Genomic DNA, 16,862 nt, shown 5'->3' with positions numbered 1-16,862 from the left:
TGCCTCCTTTTAGCTTACATCCAGTTCTTCTGTATACTCGGCCCCGTGCTGGGCAATATAGTCTTTCCGGCTCGTCAGGTCATCTCCTAAAAGCACCTCGAACATCCGGGCCGCGTCCTCCATGTCCCCGGGGTTCACCTTAATCAGCCGCCGGGTCTTGGGGTTCATGGTGGTCAGGCTCATCATCTCCGCCTCGTTTTCGCCCAAGCCCTTGCTGCGCTGGATGGTGTACTTTTTCCCCTCCAGCTTTTTTAGGAACTCCGCCTTTTCCGTCTCGTCATAGGCAAAATAGGTCTCGTCCTTGCTGGTGATTTCGTACAGAGGGCTCTCGGCAATATACACCTTCCCGGCCTGAATCAGCTCTGGGGCCAGGCGGTAAATCATCGTCAGCAATTGGGTGCGGATATGGAAGCCGTCCACGTCCGCGTCTGTGCACAGGATAATCTTGTTCCACCGCAGGTTGTCCAGGTTAAACTCTCCCAGGTTTTTGTTCGCCCGGCTCTTCACCTGCACCCCGCAGCCCAGTACACGGATTAAGTCCGTAATAATTTCGCTTTTAAAGATGCGGTCATAGCCCACCTTTAGGCAGTTGAGTATCTTGCCGCGTATGGGCATCACGGCCTGAAAGCTGGCGTCCCGGGCCTGCTTTACCGAGCCCAGGGCCGAATCGCCCTCCACAATGAACAGCTCCCGCTGGGCCACGTCTTTGCTGCGGCAGTCCACAAACTTCTGCACCCGGTTGGCCATATCCATCTTGCCGGTCAGCTTGGTCTTGATGTTCAGCCGGGTCTTTTCCGCGTCCTCCCGGCTTCGCTTATTGATCAGCACCTGCCCGGCGATTTTCTCCGCGTCCAGGGGGTTCTCGATAAAATAGACCTCCAGACTGTGGCGCAGCATTTCGGTCATGGCTTCCTGGATGCCCTTATTGGTAATAGCTTTCTTGGTTTGGTTTTCATAGGAGGTCTGGGTAGAGAAAGACGAGATGACGATAACCAGGCAGTCCTCCACGTCCTGAAAGGTAATTTTCGACTCGCCCTTGGTGTATTTGCCGTTCTGTTTCAGGTAGGCGTCAATTTGGTTTACAAAGGCACTACGCACCGCCTTGTCTGGGGCCCCGCCGTGCTCCAGCCAGCTGGAATTGTGGTAATATTCCGTCACGTGCACCCGATTCGAAAAAGCCGCCGCCACGTTGATTTTGGTGTTATATTCCGCCATGTCGGCCCGGTCCTTCACCCGCTTCTCGCTCTGCCATAGCTGCACGGGGGTAAGGCTGTCCTCCCCCGCCAGTTCCCGGGCATGGTCCAGAATGCCGTTTTCATAGCAGAAGTCCGTCTGCTCAAAGGCTCCCGGGGCGGTCTCGTTCAGAAAATGGAAGGTAATGCCCGCGTTCACCACTGCCTGGCGCTTTAGCACATCCAGATAGTATTCGGCGCTAATGTCAATGTCTGTAAACACCTGTAGGTCTGGCTTCCACTTAAAGAGGGATCCTGTGTCTTTCTTTTTATAAGGCTCCTTGTGCAGGCCTCCCACATTTTCCCCGTGCTCAAAGTGCAGGGTATACAGGAAGCCGTCTCGGCGCACCTGCACGTCCATATACTCCGAGGCGTACTGGGTGGAGCATAGCCCCAGGCCGTTCAGGCCCAGAGAATACTCGTAGTTCTCGCCAGAGTCGTTGTTATACTTGCCCCCAGCGTATAGTTCGCAGAACACCAGCTCCCAGTTATACTTCTGCTCCTTTTGGTTATAGTCCACCGGGCAGCCCCGGCCGTGGTCCTCCACCTGAACAGAGTGGTCCAGAAAGCGGGTAACGGTAATCTCGTCCCCGCAGCCCTGGCGGGCCTCGTCAATAGAGTTGGACAAAATTTCAAACACCGAGTGCTGGCAGCCATCAATCCCGTCAGAGCCGAAGATCACCGCTGGCCGCAGCCGCACCCGGTCGGCGCCCTTTAGGCTTTGGATACTCTCGTTATCATAAACTGGTTTTTTAGGCATAATGTACTCTCCTTTTTTACCCAGGGGGAAGCTGGCCGGTCCTCTTCCCCTCACAACAAAGGCCCTGCCGCGCTGTTCACGGCAGGTCCTTTTTGGTCGCTTATTCCTATTCTTCCCCAGAAGGCTCGGGCTGTTCCGGGTCCTCTTCTGGCAAAACGTCCGCGCCCTCTCCCAGGCCTCCGCCTGCTTCTTGCGCACCGCCGCTTTCTTGGTTCCCGCCGCCCTCCAGGGCCTGCACGCTTCCGGCGCTGGGCAGCAGCGCGCCGCCCATCACCTGCTGGAACTCCTCCGCGTCCAGCTTTTCCTTCTCATACAGCACCCCGGCCAGCCGGTGCAGCTCGTCGATGTGATCACTAAGGATCTTCTCCGTCTTTGCATAGGCCTCGGAGATAATGCCTTGTATTTCCTCGTCAATCTCGCTGGCCGTGCGCTCGGAGTAGTTGCTGATATGCCCCATCTCCTTGCCCAAGAAGGGGTTGGACCCATCAGACCCATAGCTAATGGGCCCCAGCTTTTCGCTCATGCCATATTTGGTAACCATAGCCCGGGCAATCTTCGTGGCCCGCTCAATATCATTGCTGGCCCCTGTGGAAATATCATCCAGTACCAGGGCCTCGGCTACCCGGCCGCCCAGCAGCACCACCAGGTTCTCCCGCATCTCGTTGCGGCTCTGGTAAGACCGGTCCTCGGTGGGCAGGTGCATGGTATAGCCCCCTGCCATGCCCCGGGGGATGATGGAGATCTGATGCACCGGGTCCTGGCTCTCGCAGTAGTAAGTGGCCAGGGCGTGGCCCGCTTCATGGTAAGCGGTCAGCTTCTTCTCCTTTTCGCTCATCACCCGGCTCTTCTTCTCGGTTCCCACCACCACCTTAATGGTGGCCTCCTCAATCTCCGTCATGGTAATGGCTTTCAGGTTCTTCCGGGCCGCCAGCAGGGCCGCCTCGTTCAAAAGATTCTCCAGGTCCGCGCCGGTAAAGCCAGCCGTGCTCTTGGCAATGGTGGAAAGCACCACGTCTGGGGCCAGGGGCTTGCCCTTGGCATGCACCCGCAAAATCTCCTCCCGGCCCTTAATGTCCGGATGGCCCACCATCACCTGGCGGTCAAAGCGCCCGGGACGCATCAGCGCCGGGTCCAGAATATCCGGGCGGTTGGTGGCCGCGATCATAATGACGCCCTCGTTGGCCCCAAAGCCATCCATCTCTACCAGCAGCTGGTTTAGGGTCTGCTCCCGCTCGTCATGGCCGCCGCCCAGGCCCGCGCCCCGCTGGCGGCCCACGGCGTCGATCTCATCGATGAAGATAATACAGGGGTGGTTCTTCTTGGCCTTTTCAAACAGGTCCCGCACCCGGGACGCGCCCACGCCCACAAACATCTCTACAAAGTCCGAGCCGGAAATGGAGAAAAAGGGCACCCCGGCCTCGCCGGCCACGGCCCGGGCCAGCAGGGTTTTACCCGTGCCGGGAGGGCCCACCAGCAGCACGCCCTTGGGAATACGCGCGCCCAGAGAGTTGAACTTGCCAGGGCTCTTCAAAAACTCCACAATCTCCCGCAGCTCTTCTTTTTCCTCGTCGGCCCCGGCCACATCCGCAAAGGTGGTGCGGCGCTTTTCGTCGCTGATCTGCTTAATCTTGGCCTTTCCAAAGTTCATCTGCTTGTCGCCGCCCCCGGCAGCGCCCAGGTGCCGCATCATAAACACCCAGAAGAAGATGAGCCCGCCAAAAAGAATCAGCGTGGGCAAAAGACTAATCAGCCAGCTGGTCTCTGCCGGTCGGCTAATATCCTGCACCATCTTCTTGTCCGGGTGGGCGGCGTTATAGGCCTCTATGTTGTCTCCAGCATCCCGATAAAACAGGTCCACGCTGGGCATCACAAAGCCCACGGTGGTTTGGTCATCCAGCTTCAGCACCATTTCGCCCGTACCCAGGTTCAGCGAGTACTCGGTGACCCGGCCCGTCTCAAAATAGTTTAGTATATCAGAGTACTTGTAAGTTGCCCCCTGTGGGACCCTGTTGCTGAACAGGAAGATGATGATAAACAGTACCACCACCGGTATCCCGATATACAGCAGCAAGTTTCGCAGTTTCCTGCCATTATTGCCATCCAAAGATTTGCCCTCCTAAATATATAAATTAACTTATCCGCCGTGCCGCCGTTTATTCGTACACCCGGGGCTTTAAAACCCCCACAAACGGCAGGTTGCGGTATTTTTCCGCATAGTCCAGCCCATAGCCCACAATAAAGGCGTCCGGTATACGGGCCCCCACATAGTCGGGGTTCACGTCCGCTTCCCGGCGCTCGGGCTTGTCGAACAGGGTGCATATTTTTATGCTTCTGGGGTTTCTGGCCCGCAGTACATCCATCAGGTAGTGCAGGGTTTTGCCGCTGTCCAGAATGTCCTCCACAATCAGCAGGTCATAGTTTTCCAGGGGGATGTTCAGGTCCAGCACAATCTTCACCACGCCGCTGGTTTTGGCCCCCTTGCCATAACTGGAAACAACCATAAAGTCAATGCCAGCCGGTATGGTGACCGCCCGCATCAGGTCTGCCATAAACACCACCGAGCCCTTTAAGACGCTGACCATCAAAAGGTTCTTTCCCCGGTAGTCCCAGCTAATCTCCCGCCCCATGCGGGAGACAATGGCCGCCAGCTCCTCTTTTGTAAAGAGTTCCCGTTCAATGTCCTCCAGCATACTTTTTTCTTCCATCATTCAATACCCTCTCCTTGTCCCTCAGTCCATTCTACCACCAATACAACCCGGGTCTTTTCCGTAACCTGAAAGCCCTCTGCCACCCCGGCCCCTGGGCACCAGGCCAGCCGGCCCCCGCATTCCAGCAGCGGCAGGCTGGCCCGCCGGGCGGCAGGCGCCCGGTTTTCCTGAAAGATCTGCTTTAGGGGCTTGGAAACGCCCCGTCCCGCCGGGGCAAACCGGTCGCCAGGGCGGCGGGAACGCAACACTAAAGTTCCTGTCATTATATCATAGTCCAGCGCGTTTTTGAATAACAAATTTTTAATTTTTTGCTGATTTTCTGTTTCCGACCGTGTTTTTTTGCTCAAAACCAAAATTTTTCCCCCAGGCAGGGGGTTTTCTCCCAGTTTTGCCGGAAAGCAGAAGCCCCCGGGGTCCTCGTTTTTCCCCACAAAGAGCATCCCCTGGGCGCACCGCAGCCAAAGGCCCCCGGGCAGGTCCATGCCGCCGCCCCGGGCCAGCACTGCCAGGGCCTGGTCCAGGTGCTTTTTTTCCAGTCGTCCGCAGCCCTCCTCTTCCAAAAAGAGCTTTAGGGCCCGGCTGCTCAGGGGCCCTGGGGCCTCCCGCAGAGGGGCGGCCTCCAGTCCGCCGCTGGTTTTCGCCTTTTCCAGCAGCCGCCTGGCCTCTCCCCGCAGATACTCCCTGTCTGCGCTCAAGAGCTCCGCCGTCTGTCCCGCCGCCTGGACAAACCGGGGGTTCAGCGCCTTTAACACAGGCGCCACCTGGTGCCGCAGCCGGTTGCGGGCATAGCTGTCCGTCAGGTTAGAACTGTCTGTCACAAAGTCTAGGCCGTTTTGGGCGCAGTAGGCCTCAATCTCCTCTCGGCTCACCCCCAATAGCGGACGCAGGATTTTCCCCCTTACCTCCGGGATGCCGCACAACCCCTCCAGCGCCGCGCCCCGGCACAGATTCAGCAGCAAGGTCTCCGCGTTGTCCTCCGCGTTGTGGGCCGTTAAAATACGGTCCTCCCGCCCAGGAGCCAGCTGGTGAAAAAACTGGTACCGCACCTGCCGGCCACAGTCCTCCAGTCCCTGGCCCCGCTTTTTGGCCAAAGCGGCCACGTCGGCCTCCAGCACCCGGATGTTCAGCCCCCACCGGGCGGCAAAGGCCTGGGCAAAGGCCTGGTCCCGGTAGGCCTCCTCTCCCCGCAAGCCGTGGTTCACATGGGCCAAAAGAATGCGCCCAGGCTCTGCCTGGCCCATCAGCCAGTGGGCCAAAGCCGTGGAATCCGCCCCGCCGGAAAAGCCCACCACCAGCCGCCCGGCGGGGGGCAGCAGCTGGGCGCGGGCGGCAGATAAAAGGCTGGGCATCGTTATCCCTCCTAACGGGTTTGGTGTGGAGCAGAACAGCGCCGGAACGCCCGTGAGAAACGGGTTCAAGAGAGCCTGTTCTCCTGGCGGGGGGATGTGGTAACCGCCCGCTGGTGGCAAAGAGCGGATACAGAGCATTCTCTCTGGCCGCAAACCAGCCCAGGCGGGGCGGCTTTCCGGTTCCTTGGCGAACCCAAGGAATGGAAGTGTTCTCACCCGGGGCCCGCCGGCTTCATGGGCAGACGAGACCAGCCAAGACTTAGGGCAACACCGCACAATTCTAAGCACCGTCTTGCTTGCACATTTTCCGTGATAGCGCACAACTTTCGCTTGTCAATCTGTACACCCTGAAGAAAAATCTGACTGCGCAATACGGCACTTAGAATTCTGCGGTATTGCCTTAGCGCTCTATGGTCTTGGCCTTAAAACGCCTGCTCCAGGAGAGGCAAGCCCCCAGAAGGAGCCCTTCTGGCAAACCAAATATTACTTACCTAAAGGAGCGGACCCCAACTTTTCGCCCGGCGTCCCTTTCCTCCTATATCTCCCGGGTCGCATCCCGAGAAGTAAAGCGCATATACTCCGGCTGCCAATGCACCGGAATATCAATCGTGGCCCCGTGGCGATTTTTCGCCACGATGATCTCCGCCGCGCTGGTATCCATGTCCTCGGTCACCTGCCCCCCCTCGCTGGCCGCGTTATAGGCCTCCCGGTGCAGGAAAATCACAATGTCCGCGTCCTGCTCTATAGAGCCCGAGTCCCGCAATTCGGAAAGCCCCGGCCGGTGGTCCTTGGACCGGTCCCCAGGCCTACGCAGCTGGGACATGGCAATGACCGGTACATCCAGCTCCTTGGCCATAATCTTCAGGGTTCGGGTGATCTCGCTGACCTCGTTTACCCGGTTATCCGTGCGTTTGGTGCCGCTCATCAGCTGCAAGTAGTCAATGATCACCAGGTCCACATTCTTCAGCCTGCGCACCTTTGCCCGTATCTCCGGCACCGTGATGCCCGGGGTGTCGTCAAAGTACAAGTCCGCCCGGCTAAGAATGTCCCCCGCCTCAATGAGCCGGGTCCACTCCGCCTTGTCCAGGTCGCCGCTGCGCAGCTTTGTACCCTCTACCGAGGCCTCGGTGGAAAGCAGCCGGGAGGAGAGCTGCTCCTTTGCCATTTCCAAAGAGAAAAAGGCCACCCGCCGGCGTGACTTGATCGAGGCGTGCCGGGCAATGTTCAGCCCAAAACTGGTCTTTCCCACGCCAGGCCGGGCCGCCAGGATGATCAGGTCCGAGCGGTTCAGCCCCGTGATGGTGGAGTCTAAAAGGCCAATCCCCGTGGGAATGCCCTTGTACTGGTCGCTGTCCGCCGAGTTCAGCCGGTCCAGCCGGTCAAAGGTATCCAGCAAAATCTCCTTAATAGGCTGTAAGCCCTTCATGGCCTTGCCCCGGCGGATGTCGTAAATGCGCTGCTCCGCCGAGTCCAGCAGCAAAGAGGAATCCTCGGCCCCGGTATTGGCGTCGTCCAGAATCTCCCGGGCGGCCTGCATCAGGGTTCGCATATCGAAGCGGTCCCGGACAATGTTGGCATATACCTCCACATTGCTAATGGAAGGCACCAGCTGGGCCAGCTTGACCAGGTAGCCCCGGCCCGTCTCCCGGTCGAACTCCTTTACTTCCCGCAGTTTTTCCAGCACGGTGACAAAGTCCACCGGCTGGCCCAGGGTGTACATTTCCAGCATGGCGCCATAGATCAGCTGGTTGTTTACCCCGTAGAAGTACTCGGCCCGGGGCAGAATCTCCGCCACGGTAGAAAGGCACTGGGGGTCCAGCAGCACGGCCCCCAGCACGGACTGCTCGGCCTCTTCGCTAAAGGGCATCTGCATTCCAGGCTGGGCCTGGGTGTTTAAGTAGCTGGCCTGGTCGTAGTCCATAAGAGGGCCTCCTTTTTTTAATCATCACGAAGTAATTAAGCGGCCTCCGCCTCTGAACCTTTGAAACGCTGGAGGAAACTTTTACCGTTTTACCAGTAGACCGTTTCCCATACCTCCTCGGGGCCTAATCCTCCTTCGGAAGCGCCTTGGTTCGCCTTACCAGCTACACAACACAGGGCGCACAGCTTTTCGCGCCCTCGCGAAGTGGGTAAACGTTTACGCCTGCTCGCATACCGCCACGCTCATATTCGCGACAATGCCGTTATAGAACTTCACATCAAAGGAATAGGTGCCAAAAGCTTTAATATCCCCGTCCAGCACCACCTTGCGTTTGTCCACCTCAACGCCGTACTGGCGGCCGATCTCCTCGGCCAGCTCCTTGGAGGTCACCGAGCCGAAGAGCTTGCCACCCTGGCCCGCCCGGGCGTAGATCTTCACCTGGCGGCCGTCCAGGGCCTTTTTGTTCTCCTGGGCCTGCTCGGTCTCCTTCTTAATCTTGTACTCCTTGGCGGCCTCGGCGTTTTTAAACTCGTTCATAGCCTGGGCGTTGGCCTCCTTGGCCAGTTTTCGGGGCAGCAGAAAGTTCCGGGCATAGCCGTCGGAAACATTGCACAGGTCTCCTTTTTTGCCAATGGACTTTACGTCTTGCAAAAGAATTACTTTCATTTTAATTTCTTCCTTTCAAAACAGCCTATATTATTTTTTATTTTAGCCGATACGTACTCTGCCCGCTCTCTATCGCCGCGAACACAGCCTCCAGCTCCTGTCGGGCCCGGTCCTCGCCGGGGTACTGGGCAATAATGGGTTCTGAAAACAGCGCCCGGTCCGCGCTGCCGGTAGGGCAGTAGCCATACAGGCCCCACTGCTCTTCCTTCTTGCCGCCAAAAATTTTCTTTATGGTGAGCAGCTGGTACTTTCCCACAGTCCGCCCATCCTGAGACATAATATACATAGCGAGTCAGTCCTTTTCCCGCGCGGCTTGCGCGGCCATGTTCTTGCCAGTCTCCACCGCCGCCCGAAAGCAGATTTCCTCCAGGCCCCGGCCTTTTTCCCGTAGGATGCCGTGGTCCCAGCCCTCGCTGTCTACCGTGTCTGTGGCGTAGAAAAACTGAGCGAAGGATACCCCCCGGAACCGCGCCACCGCCGCAAGGCTTGCGCACTCCATCTCAACAGAAATACAGCCCTGTTCCCGGCGGCGGGCGGCCTTTTGCCTAGTCTCCCGGAAAAAAGCGTCTGTGGTCCAGGTCTTTCCCTCCACAAAGGGGACGCCCAGGCCGGCCAGGGCCTGGCGGCAGGCGGCGACGTTCTCTGGGGCCAGCTCCACCTCGTCAGCCGGGGGCAGGTAGTGGTACGAAAGCCCCTCGTCCCGCACCGCGGCGGTGGGCAGCAGCAGCTTGCCGTGAGAGACGCCCTTCTCCAGCACCCCGGCAGCGCCAAAATACACAAAGTACCTGCCGCCCTTAGGGATGCTCTCCTCCAGGGTGCCCGCCGCCCCGGGCCCGCCCACCGGGGGCAAAAACACCGCCGCGCTGGCGCCAAAGGCACGAATCTGGTAGATAGGAATATCCCCCAGGCAGCAGCGGAAACAGCTGATCTGTTCCCCGCCATAGGCATCCAGCAGCCATTCCAGGATGGGGCGGGAGAATATCCCCACGCAGATTTCTGGGAAGCCGGGCTCCGGGGCATAGCAGTCCTCCGGATTGATAATGGCCCGAGGGGCGGGATCAAATTCATTCCATAGCACAATCGACCACCTCTTTTCTTGGGAGTGAATGGAAAAAGGCCGCTGCGCCGTTTTCCTTTTTGCTTCATCAGTCCTGGGCCTTGGTCTGGTCCAGCTTGGAGTCCAGGGCCCGCAGCAGCCGCCTTCTGGCCTCGCCTACACTCACATTCTTCAGCTGGGCCCCCGCCATCGTAAAGTGCCCGCCGCCCCCGAACTCCTCCAGAATCAGCTGCACGTTCACATCTCCCAAGCTTCGGGCAGAGACGCTCACGTCTCCTCCCACCTTATACAGTACAAAGGAGGCCATAACTCCCTGAATGGACAGTAGTTCATCCGCGGCCTGGGCGGCGGAAACCCGCATATCGTCAAACTCCCAGCTGGTCGTGGCTATGGCGCAGCGCTTGTACAGCTCTGCCCCAGAAACCAGCTGGGCCTTGCGCTTATAGCTGTCCAGGGTATCGGAAAAGAGCTTTTTCACTGTCACCGTGTCTGCCCCCCGCCGCCGCAGGTAGGCCGAGGCCTCAAAGGTGCGCACCCCGGTTTTCAGGACAAAGTTTTTCGTGTCCAGCATAATGCCCGCCAGCAGCGCCTGGGCGTCTGTTCCGTCCAGGGCCGAAGATTTGATATACTGCACCAGCTCCGTCACCATTTCAGAAGCCGAGCTGGCATAGGGCTCGTGATAAAAGATCAGCGCGTTTTTAATGTGGCTCACCATCATCCTGTGGTGGTCAATGACCACCACCCGGGGCACCTGGTCCAAAATCTCCCGGTTCTCCACATAATTTACCGAATGGGTGTCCACAACGATTAAAAGGGAGCGCTCTGTAGCCAGCTGTAGAGCCTCGAAGGGGCTGATAAACACCCGGTCCTGGGGATAGGCCTCTTCCACCATGTCCACCAAAGAGGCCGCCAGGGTCTGGCCCCGGTTGATCACAATATTGGCTTGCTTTTCCAGGCCCTTATAGATAGCCGCCCACATCCCCACCGCAGAGCCCACGCTGTCCAGGTCCGAGTTGGCGTGGCCCATAATAAACACCCGGTCGCTGGCCATCACGTGGTCGGTCAGGGTGGCGGCAATCACCCGGGTGCGTACCTTATCCCGCTTTTCCACGCCCTTGGAAAGGCCGCCGAAAAACTCGTATGTATCGCCCCCCTGCATCACTGCCACCTGGTCGCCGCCCCGGCCCAGGGCCATGTCCATGGCCTGGCGGGCCCAGCGCTCACTTTCGGCCACAGTGGCCGCGCCCCGGCCCACACCAATGGATATGGTGGCGCTCATATTGTTTTTGCTGTTTTTTATCTCCCGTACCCGGTCCAAAACCCGAAAGCGCTTCTGCTTGGCCTCTTCAATATGGGCGTCGTCTGTCACCAGCAGATAGCGGCCATTGGAAAGCTTGCGGATAAATCCGCCCAGCTCCTCCAGCACCCAGCCCCGCAGCACAGCCTCCACCTCGGCCGTCATGCGGGACTCTTCGCCCCCCAGGCCGTCCCGGGCCATCTCCTCCTGGTTGTCAAACACCGCCAGGCACACCACCGGCCGGCGCTCCCGGTACTCCCGGCTTATGGACTTAAAATAGGTATCGTCCACAAAATAGAGCACATATCCCCGCTGGGCCTTGGCCCCATACACCGTGTACTCTTTGCCCCCGTGGGACACGGCCGCACCCTTTTCCTCCATCACTTGGCGGAACGTCTTGGGGTACACATACTTCAGCACATCCTCCCCCAGCACAGGCTTCCCCCGGCCCAAAGACTCCACAAAGGCCTGGTTGGCCCACACCACGTCTCCGGCAGGGGCCACCACGGCCACCGGCAGGGCGAACTCTTGCAGGTCCTCCTCCTCTTCGGCAGAGAGGACCCGGCCCGCCGCTTTCACAGTGGTTGCCACGTTCTGCCGGTAAATCAGCCCAGAAGCCGCCACCGCCAGGGCGCACAGGCCGGCCACGGTGCACTCCACAATAAATATAATTCTGTTATAGGGGTAGCTGGCTATGGCCATAGCCAGCAGCGCCACCGCCATGAGATACATTAGCGGCGACGTTACCCACACCTTTTTTCTGCGCACGTCCTCACTTCCTCGCTGCGAACTATCGGGCTGTCCTTACATCTCTAAGACAAAGCCCCCTCTGCCAATACGGGCGTGGGCCCAGGGCCCTTCTGTCTCTATTTTATAGCAGGGTTGATCCGCCGGTTTTCAAGACCCTGGTGGCTTTGCCCCCAACCCCTTACAAGTTTTCCCTTGGTCCCTGGCGCGTTCTGCGCCTTTTCCGCTATACCTCCATGATGATGGGCAGTATCATGGGGTTGCGCTGGGTCTTGCGGTACAAAAACTTGGACAGCTCGTCCTTTACGTTCTGTTTTACCCCGCTCCAGTCCCGCACCTTGCGGTTAGCGCATTCCTCCAGGGTGTTATAAACCAGCTTCTTCGCCTCGCCCATCAAGGCCTCCGACTCCCGCACGTACACAAACCCCCTGGACACAATGTCCGGCCCGGCCACCACGTGCCCGGTGGAGGCCTCGATGGAACACACCGCCACGATGAGCCCGTCCTCGGCCAGGTGCTTGCGGTCCCGCAGCACCACACTGCCCACGTCGCCCACGCCCAGGCCGTCTACCATCACGCTGCCGGCCGGCACGTCCCCCAGCTGGCGCATGTGGTCCTCGTGCAGCTCCAGCACGTTGCCGATATTGCCAATAAAGATGTTCTCCCTAGGCGTCCCCATGGCCATAGAGAGCCCCGCGTGCTTTTGCAGGTGCTTCTGTTCGCCGTGGACAGGCACAAAGAACTTGGGATTGGTCAGTCCCTGTATCAGCTTCAGCTCCTCCTGGCAGGCGTGGCCTGAAACATGCACCTCGTACATAGATTCATAGATCACCGTACATCCCTGCTTCAGCAGCTCGTCCACCACCGCGCCCACAGTCTTTTCGTTGCCGGGAATGGGCCGGGCCGAAAGGATGATAAAGTCCCCCGGGCCAATGGCCACCTGCCGGTGGTCGGAAAAGGCCATGCGGGTTAGGGCGGACATGGGCTCCCCCTGGCTGCCGGTGGTAATCAGCACCAGCTGGCCAGGCTCGTAGCGGTTGATCAGGTTCAGGTCTATGAGCACCCCGTCCGGGATGTTTAGGTAGCCCAGCTCTCCGGCAATGCCCATAACATTTACCATGCTGCGGCCCGAAAGAGCCACCTTTCGGCCATACTTTACCGCACAGTTGATAATCATCTGCACCCGGCTGATGCTGGAAGCAAAGGTGGCCACAATGATGCGCTTGCCCTGGGCTTTCATAAAGAGCGAGTCCAGCGAGTCGTTCACCCGCTGCTCGGTTTGGGTATAGCCCGGGCGCTCAGCGTTCGTAGAGTCCGCCAAAAGGGCCAGCACCCCCTGCCGCCCCAGCTCGGCAAACCGGGCCAGGTCAATCATCTTCCCCTCCGCGGGAGTAAAGTCGATTTTAAAGTCTCCGGTGTGCACAATAACCCCCGCTGGGCTGTGGATGGCCAGAGAGACCGAGTCGGCAATGGAATGGTTCACGTGGATAAGCTCCACCTCCATGCACCCCAGGCGGATACGGGACCCCGGGGGAGTCACGTTCAGCCGGGCCGAAGAGGTGAGGCCGTGCTCCTTGAGCTTGCTCTCAATCAGCCCAATGGTCAGGGCGGTGCCGTACACAGGCACGTTCAGCTTTTTCAGCAGATAAGGCACCGCGCCAATGTGGTCCTCGTGGCCGTGGGTAATCACCACCCCCCGGATACGGTCCCGGTTCTTTTCCACAAAGGTAAAGTCCGGTATCACCAGGTCCACACCCAGCATCTCCTCATCAGGAAAAGCCAGGCCGCAGTCCACGATAATCATGTCCTCCTGGCACTCGTACAAGGTAAAGTTTTTGCCGATTTCATTGAGCCCGCCCAAGAAATATACCTTAATAGACGGCTTCTGGGACTTTTTCGGCCGGCCCCTGCCCCGTTTTTGCTGGGGGGCCGCCTGGGCGGCCTGCTGGGCGGCCCGCTGTGCCGCGGTAATGGGCGCTGTGCCCATTACCTGGCGCTTGCCTCCCTGGGGGGGCTGCTTTTTGGGGGCCGGAGATTTTTGCTTTTGCCCTGGCTTTTGCTTTCTCTGCCGGCGCTGGACTTGCCCCTGCTGGGCCCCTCCTCCCGATTTTTCCACAGGGGTCTTGGGCCCCGCTATTTTCCCAATGCGAGGAGCGTCCGCCGCGCCGCTTAGGGCCTGGTCCTGGGGCCTCTCCCTGCCGGGCTGCCGGCGAAACCTGCTATTCTTTTTTTCATTGCCTGCCACTGATCTTCCTCCTTAATTTTGTAAGCCCGGGAGCGCCCCGGTTCCGGCCTTCTCTTGGCCACGCTAAAACATTAATAATAGAAATTATAAATAAAAGCGGCGTCCGCCGCGTTCAGCCAAAGTTAAACCTTTACGAAAGAGATAAATACACTTTATTTTACTATTTCCTGGCAGGTCTGTCAACCCCAGGGAAAGGTCCTTCCCTTTGGCTACCTCCCCAAAGCCGGCCCCCAGGCGCCGCACCCCTTACAATTTCCTTTCAATGGCCAAAACGCCTTGATCAGGATCTTCGCTTTCTGTATAATATTGTTAAGGCAACACCGCACAATCCACCTGCACCTGGCAAAGCTGGATTACAACCGTATTTATCTAAAATCTATTCTTTAAATAAAAGGAGGCCTCCCGCTATGAAAACCCGCAAAATCCTGCGCAACCTTTTCGCCGCTCTAACCGTTCTGCTCTCCTGTTGGATGTGCGCGGCTGTGGCCTATAACTACTGCGCCTTACAGTGGGGCGGGCAGTACGCCGGCTACAGCGCGCCGCCCTCTGTTGCCTTTTTCCTGGCGGTCCCCTTTGGGGTGGGCATTGGGGCCAGCGGTGGGCTGGCGGTTTTCTTCCACCGCCGGGTAAAAAAGTTATCCTCCCGTTTGTCCAAATAGTTTCGGCTTTCTTCCTCCAGTTTATTCCACCTTTTCCTAAAAAATCCTCACCTTCTTTGTTTCTTCCTCTTGACAAAGTATACTAAATTGGTATATATTTATCTTGCCGGGGGAAAATACCCCTCAACTGAATCGAAAGGAAGTCTTAATAATATGGACAACGCGGTAAGAAACGTCTATGCGGACAACGCCGCAACCACCGCTGTTTCTGAGGAAGTTTTGGCGGCCATGCTGCCCTTTTACCGGGAAAATTATGGAAATCCCTCCAGCCTATACGCCATTGGACAAAAGGCCAAGGCGCCCCTGGAGCAGGCCCGGGCTACAGTGGCCAAGTGCCTGGGGGCAAACCCCAATGAAATCTACTTTACCAGCTGTGGCACCGAAAGCGACAACTGGGCTATTAAAGGAACCGCCCGGGCCCAGCTGAAAAAACATGGTAAAAACCACATTGTCACCTCTGCCTTTGAGCATCATGCGGTGCTGCACACCTGCCAGGCCCTGGAAAAGCAGGGGTTCACTGTTACCTACCTGCCTGTGCACCGCGAGGGTCTGGTAGACCCCGCCGAGCTGGAGGCCGCCTTGACAGAAAAAACGGCCCTGGTCAGCATTATGTATGCCAACAACGAGATTGGCACCATTCAGCCCATCCCAGAAATTGGCGAAATCTGTAAAAAGCACGGAATCCCCTTCCACACCGACGCGGTACAGGCCATTGGCAATGTGCCCATTGATGTGAAAGCCCAAAATATTGACATGCTCTCTCTTAGCGGCCACAAAATACACGCCCCCAAGGGGATCGGCGCCCTGTACATTCGGGCTGGGCTTGCTGTGGACACCTTTATGGATGGCGGCGCGCAAGAGCGCGCCAGGCGAGGGGGCACGGAGAACGTGGCGGAAATTGTGGGCCTAGCCAAGGCCATGGAGACCGCCGCCGCCACAGTAAATGAGCGCATTGCCAAGCTAACCCCCATGCGGGAAAAGCTCATTGATGGGGTGTTGAAAATTGAGCGCAGCCGCCTAAACGGCAGCCGGGAGCACCGCCTGCCTGGCAATGCCAGTTTCTGCTTTCAGGGGGTGGAGGGGGAGTCCCTTCTGCTTATGCTGGACATGAAGGGCATCAGCGCCTCTTCCGGCTCGGCCTGCACCAGCGGTTCTTTGGATCCCAGCCATGTGCTGCTGTCCATCGGCCTGCCCCACGAGGTAGCCCACGGGTCTCTACGCATTTCTTTTGGAGACTACAACACCATGGAGGACGTGGACTATATTTTAGAGACGCTGCCAAAGATTATTGACCGGCTGCGGAACATGTCCCCCCTGTGGGACGCCATTCAAGCCAAGAAGGTAGATTATGACAAATATATGTAAAAAGCGCCGGATGTTCCCCGCCGCCTGGGCAAGGCTGCGTAAGATCTTTTTGCGGGCTCTGATTTTGAGCTTGCCCACCCTTGCCATTAATCTGATGGTTCAGGGGTGCAGGGAGTTTCGGCCGGAGTTAGAGTCGCATCGAAAATACAGGCAGCTTACTGCTAGAACAATTAGGAAAGGATAGTTTTCTATGGCATACAGTGAAAAAGTAATGGACCATTTCGCCAATCCCCGTAACGTGGGCGAGATGAAGGACTTTAGCGGCGTGGGTGAGGTGGGCAATCCCAAGTGCGGTGATATTATGCGCATGTATATTAAAGTAGAGGGCGAGGTCATCACCGATGTATCTTTTATGACCTTTGGCTGCGGCGCGGCCATTGCAACCAGCAGCATGGCCACCGAGCTAATTAAGGGCAAGCCTATCAGCGAGGCCTTGAAGCTGACCAACAAAGCGGTGATGGAGGCCCTGGACGGCCTGCCCCCGGTGAAGGTGCACTGCTCTGTACTGGCCGAGCAGGCTATTAAAGCCGCTGTCTCAGACTACTACCGCCGCCAGGGCATTGACCCTACCCCCATTGTGGGCGAACTTCCCGAATGTGAGGAGTGCGCGTGCGCACTTTAAGTCTGACACAAGCCACCCATCTATTTTAGGCAATACCGCACAATTCTAAGTACCGTATTGCGCAGTCAGATTTTTCGTGAGAGGGTACAGATTGAGCGCCGTCCATCTCACCATTGACCAGCGAAAGCTGTGCGCTATCACGGAAAATCTGCAAGCAAGACGGTGCTTAAGGCGCCAGCCGCGAATGGTGCGGTGTTGCCTTTAGTCTTTATAAAGCATTCTATAGTAAGGCCA

At 58.0% G+C, this 16,862-nt stretch carries 13 protein-coding genes; 3 read left to right on the top strand and 10 right to left on the bottom strand.

Features of this window, described 5'->3' with window-relative positions:
• Positions 1-9 precede the first annotated feature (9 nt).
• The 10 genes from U8U68_RS04935 to U8U68_RS04890 all read right to left on the bottom strand — a co-directional run bounded on the left by U8U68_RS04935 (position 10) and on the right by U8U68_RS04890 (position 13,982).
• A complete protein-coding gene (locus U8U68_RS04935) occupies positions 10-1,992 on the bottom strand; it encodes a DNA gyrase/topoisomerase IV subunit B (protein ID WP_322199711.1) in 1,983 nt (660 codons plus the stop codon).
• A 106-nt stretch (positions 1,993-2,098) separates the two neighbouring features.
• Positions 2,099-4,096 (bottom strand): ATP-dependent zinc metalloprotease FtsH, encoded by a 1,998-nt coding sequence (gene ftsH, locus U8U68_RS04930; protein ID WP_437124414.1) that lies wholly within the window; start codon positions 4,094-4,096, stop codon positions 2,099-2,101.
• Between the two features lie 49 nt (positions 4,097-4,145).
• The gene (gene hpt, locus U8U68_RS04925) at positions 4,146-4,700 is read right to left on the bottom strand and encodes a hypoxanthine phosphoribosyltransferase (protein WP_322199710.1); all 555 of its coding nucleotides are present in this window, start codon (positions 4,698-4,700) and stop codon (positions 4,146-4,148) included.
• Positions 4,697-6,049 carry a tRNA lysidine(34) synthetase TilS gene (tilS, locus tag U8U68_RS04920; RefSeq protein WP_322199709.1) on the bottom strand — a complete coding sequence of 451 codons (1,353 nt, stop codon included), beginning with the start codon at positions 6,047-6,049 and terminating at the stop codon, positions 4,697-4,699. The genes hpt and tilS overlap by 4 nt, the downstream gene beginning before the upstream one ends.
• A gap of 535 nt (positions 6,050-6,584) precedes the next feature.
• Positions 6,585-7,970, bottom strand: coding sequence for a replicative DNA helicase (dnaB, locus tag U8U68_RS04915; protein ID WP_322199708.1), 1,386 nt, complete (start codon positions 7,968-7,970; stop codon positions 6,585-6,587).
• A 216-nt stretch (positions 7,971-8,186) separates the two neighbouring features.
• On the bottom strand, positions 8,187-8,636 hold the full coding sequence (gene rplI / locus U8U68_RS04910; protein WP_322199707.1) for a 50S ribosomal protein L9: 450 nt from the start codon (positions 8,634-8,636) through the stop codon (positions 8,187-8,189).
• A 37-nt stretch (positions 8,637-8,673) separates the two neighbouring features.
• A complete protein-coding gene (locus U8U68_RS04905; RefSeq protein WP_322199706.1) occupies positions 8,674-8,922 on the bottom strand; it encodes a hypothetical protein in 249 nt (82 codons plus the stop codon).
• A 6-nt stretch (positions 8,923-8,928) separates the two neighbouring features.
• The gene (locus tag U8U68_RS04900) at positions 8,929-9,714 is read right to left on the bottom strand and encodes a nucleoside phosphorylase (protein WP_322199705.1); all 786 of its coding nucleotides are present in this window, start codon (positions 9,712-9,714) and stop codon (positions 8,929-8,931) included.
• 67 nt (positions 9,715-9,781) lie between these two features.
• Positions 9,782-11,758 carry a DHH family phosphoesterase gene (locus U8U68_RS04895; protein ID WP_322199704.1) on the bottom strand — a complete coding sequence of 659 codons (1,977 nt, stop codon included), beginning with the start codon at positions 11,756-11,758 and terminating at the stop codon, positions 9,782-9,784.
• 205 nt (positions 11,759-11,963) lie between these two features.
• Positions 11,964-13,982: a ribonuclease J gene (locus tag U8U68_RS04890; protein ID WP_322199703.1), complete on the bottom strand. Its 2,019-nt coding sequence runs from the start codon at positions 13,980-13,982 to the stop codon at positions 11,964-11,966.
• 407 nt (positions 13,983-14,389) lie between these two features.
• Here U8U68_RS04890 and U8U68_RS04885 point away from each other — a divergent pair, with 407 nt between their 5' ends.
• The 3 genes from U8U68_RS04885 to nifU all read left to right on the top strand — a co-directional run bounded on the left by U8U68_RS04885 (position 14,390) and on the right by nifU (position 16,628).
• The gene (locus tag U8U68_RS04885) at positions 14,390-14,641 is read left to right on the top strand and encodes a hypothetical protein (RefSeq protein WP_322199702.1); all 252 of its coding nucleotides are present in this window, start codon (positions 14,390-14,392) and stop codon (positions 14,639-14,641) included.
• Positions 14,642-14,794: 153 nt separating this feature from the next.
• Positions 14,795-16,006 (top strand): cysteine desulfurase NifS, encoded by a 1,212-nt coding sequence (gene nifS, locus U8U68_RS04880; RefSeq protein WP_322199701.1) that lies wholly within the window; start codon positions 14,795-14,797, stop codon positions 16,004-16,006.
• 190 nt (positions 16,007-16,196) lie between these two features.
• Positions 16,197-16,628, top strand: coding sequence for a Fe-S cluster assembly scaffold protein NifU (nifU, locus tag U8U68_RS04875; RefSeq protein ID WP_322199700.1), 432 nt, complete (start codon positions 16,197-16,199; stop codon positions 16,626-16,628).
• The last annotated feature ends 234 nt before the right edge of the window (positions 16,629-16,862 follow it).

It is taken from the genome of Acutalibacter intestini, assembly GCF_034334985.1.
GTDB lineage: Bacteria > Bacillota > Clostridia > Oscillospirales > Acutalibacteraceae > Acutalibacter > Acutalibacter intestini.
The sequence above is the reverse complement of the archived record's forward strand: the minus strand, read 5'-3'. Positions and strand labels throughout refer to the sequence as shown.

Bases quoted from the DNA above. Each gene is read 5' to 3' on its own strand.
- U8U68_RS04935 (WP_322199711.1), bottom strand. From the start codon at position 1,992: ATGCCTAAAAAACCAGTTTATGATAACGAGAGTATCCAAAGCCTAAAG.
- hpt (WP_322199710.1), bottom strand. From the start codon at position 4,700: ATGATGGAAGAAAAAAGTATGCTGGAGGACATTGAACGGGAACTCTTT.
- tilS (WP_322199709.1), bottom strand. From the start codon at position 6,049: ATGCCCAGCCTTTTATCTGCCGCCCGCGCCCAGCTGCTGCCCCCCGCC.
- dnaB (WP_322199708.1), bottom strand. From the start codon at position 7,970: ATGGACTACGACCAGGCCAGCTACTTAAACACCCAGGCCCAGCCTGGA.
- rplI (WP_322199707.1), bottom strand. From the start codon at position 8,636: ATGAAAGTAATTCTTTTGCAAGACGTAAAGTCCATTGGCAAAAAAGGA.
- U8U68_RS04905 (WP_322199706.1), bottom strand. From the start codon at position 8,922: ATGTATATTATGTCTCAGGATGGGCGGACTGTGGGAAAGTACCAGCTG.
- U8U68_RS04885 (WP_322199702.1), top strand. From the start codon at position 14,390: ATGAAAACCCGCAAAATCCTGCGCAACCTTTTCGCCGCTCTAACCGTT.
- nifS (WP_322199701.1), top strand. From the start codon at position 14,795: ATGGACAACGCGGTAAGAAACGTCTATGCGGACAACGCCGCAACCACC.
- nifU (WP_322199700.1), top strand. From the start codon at position 16,197: ATGGCATACAGTGAAAAAGTAATGGACCATTTCGCCAATCCCCGTAAC.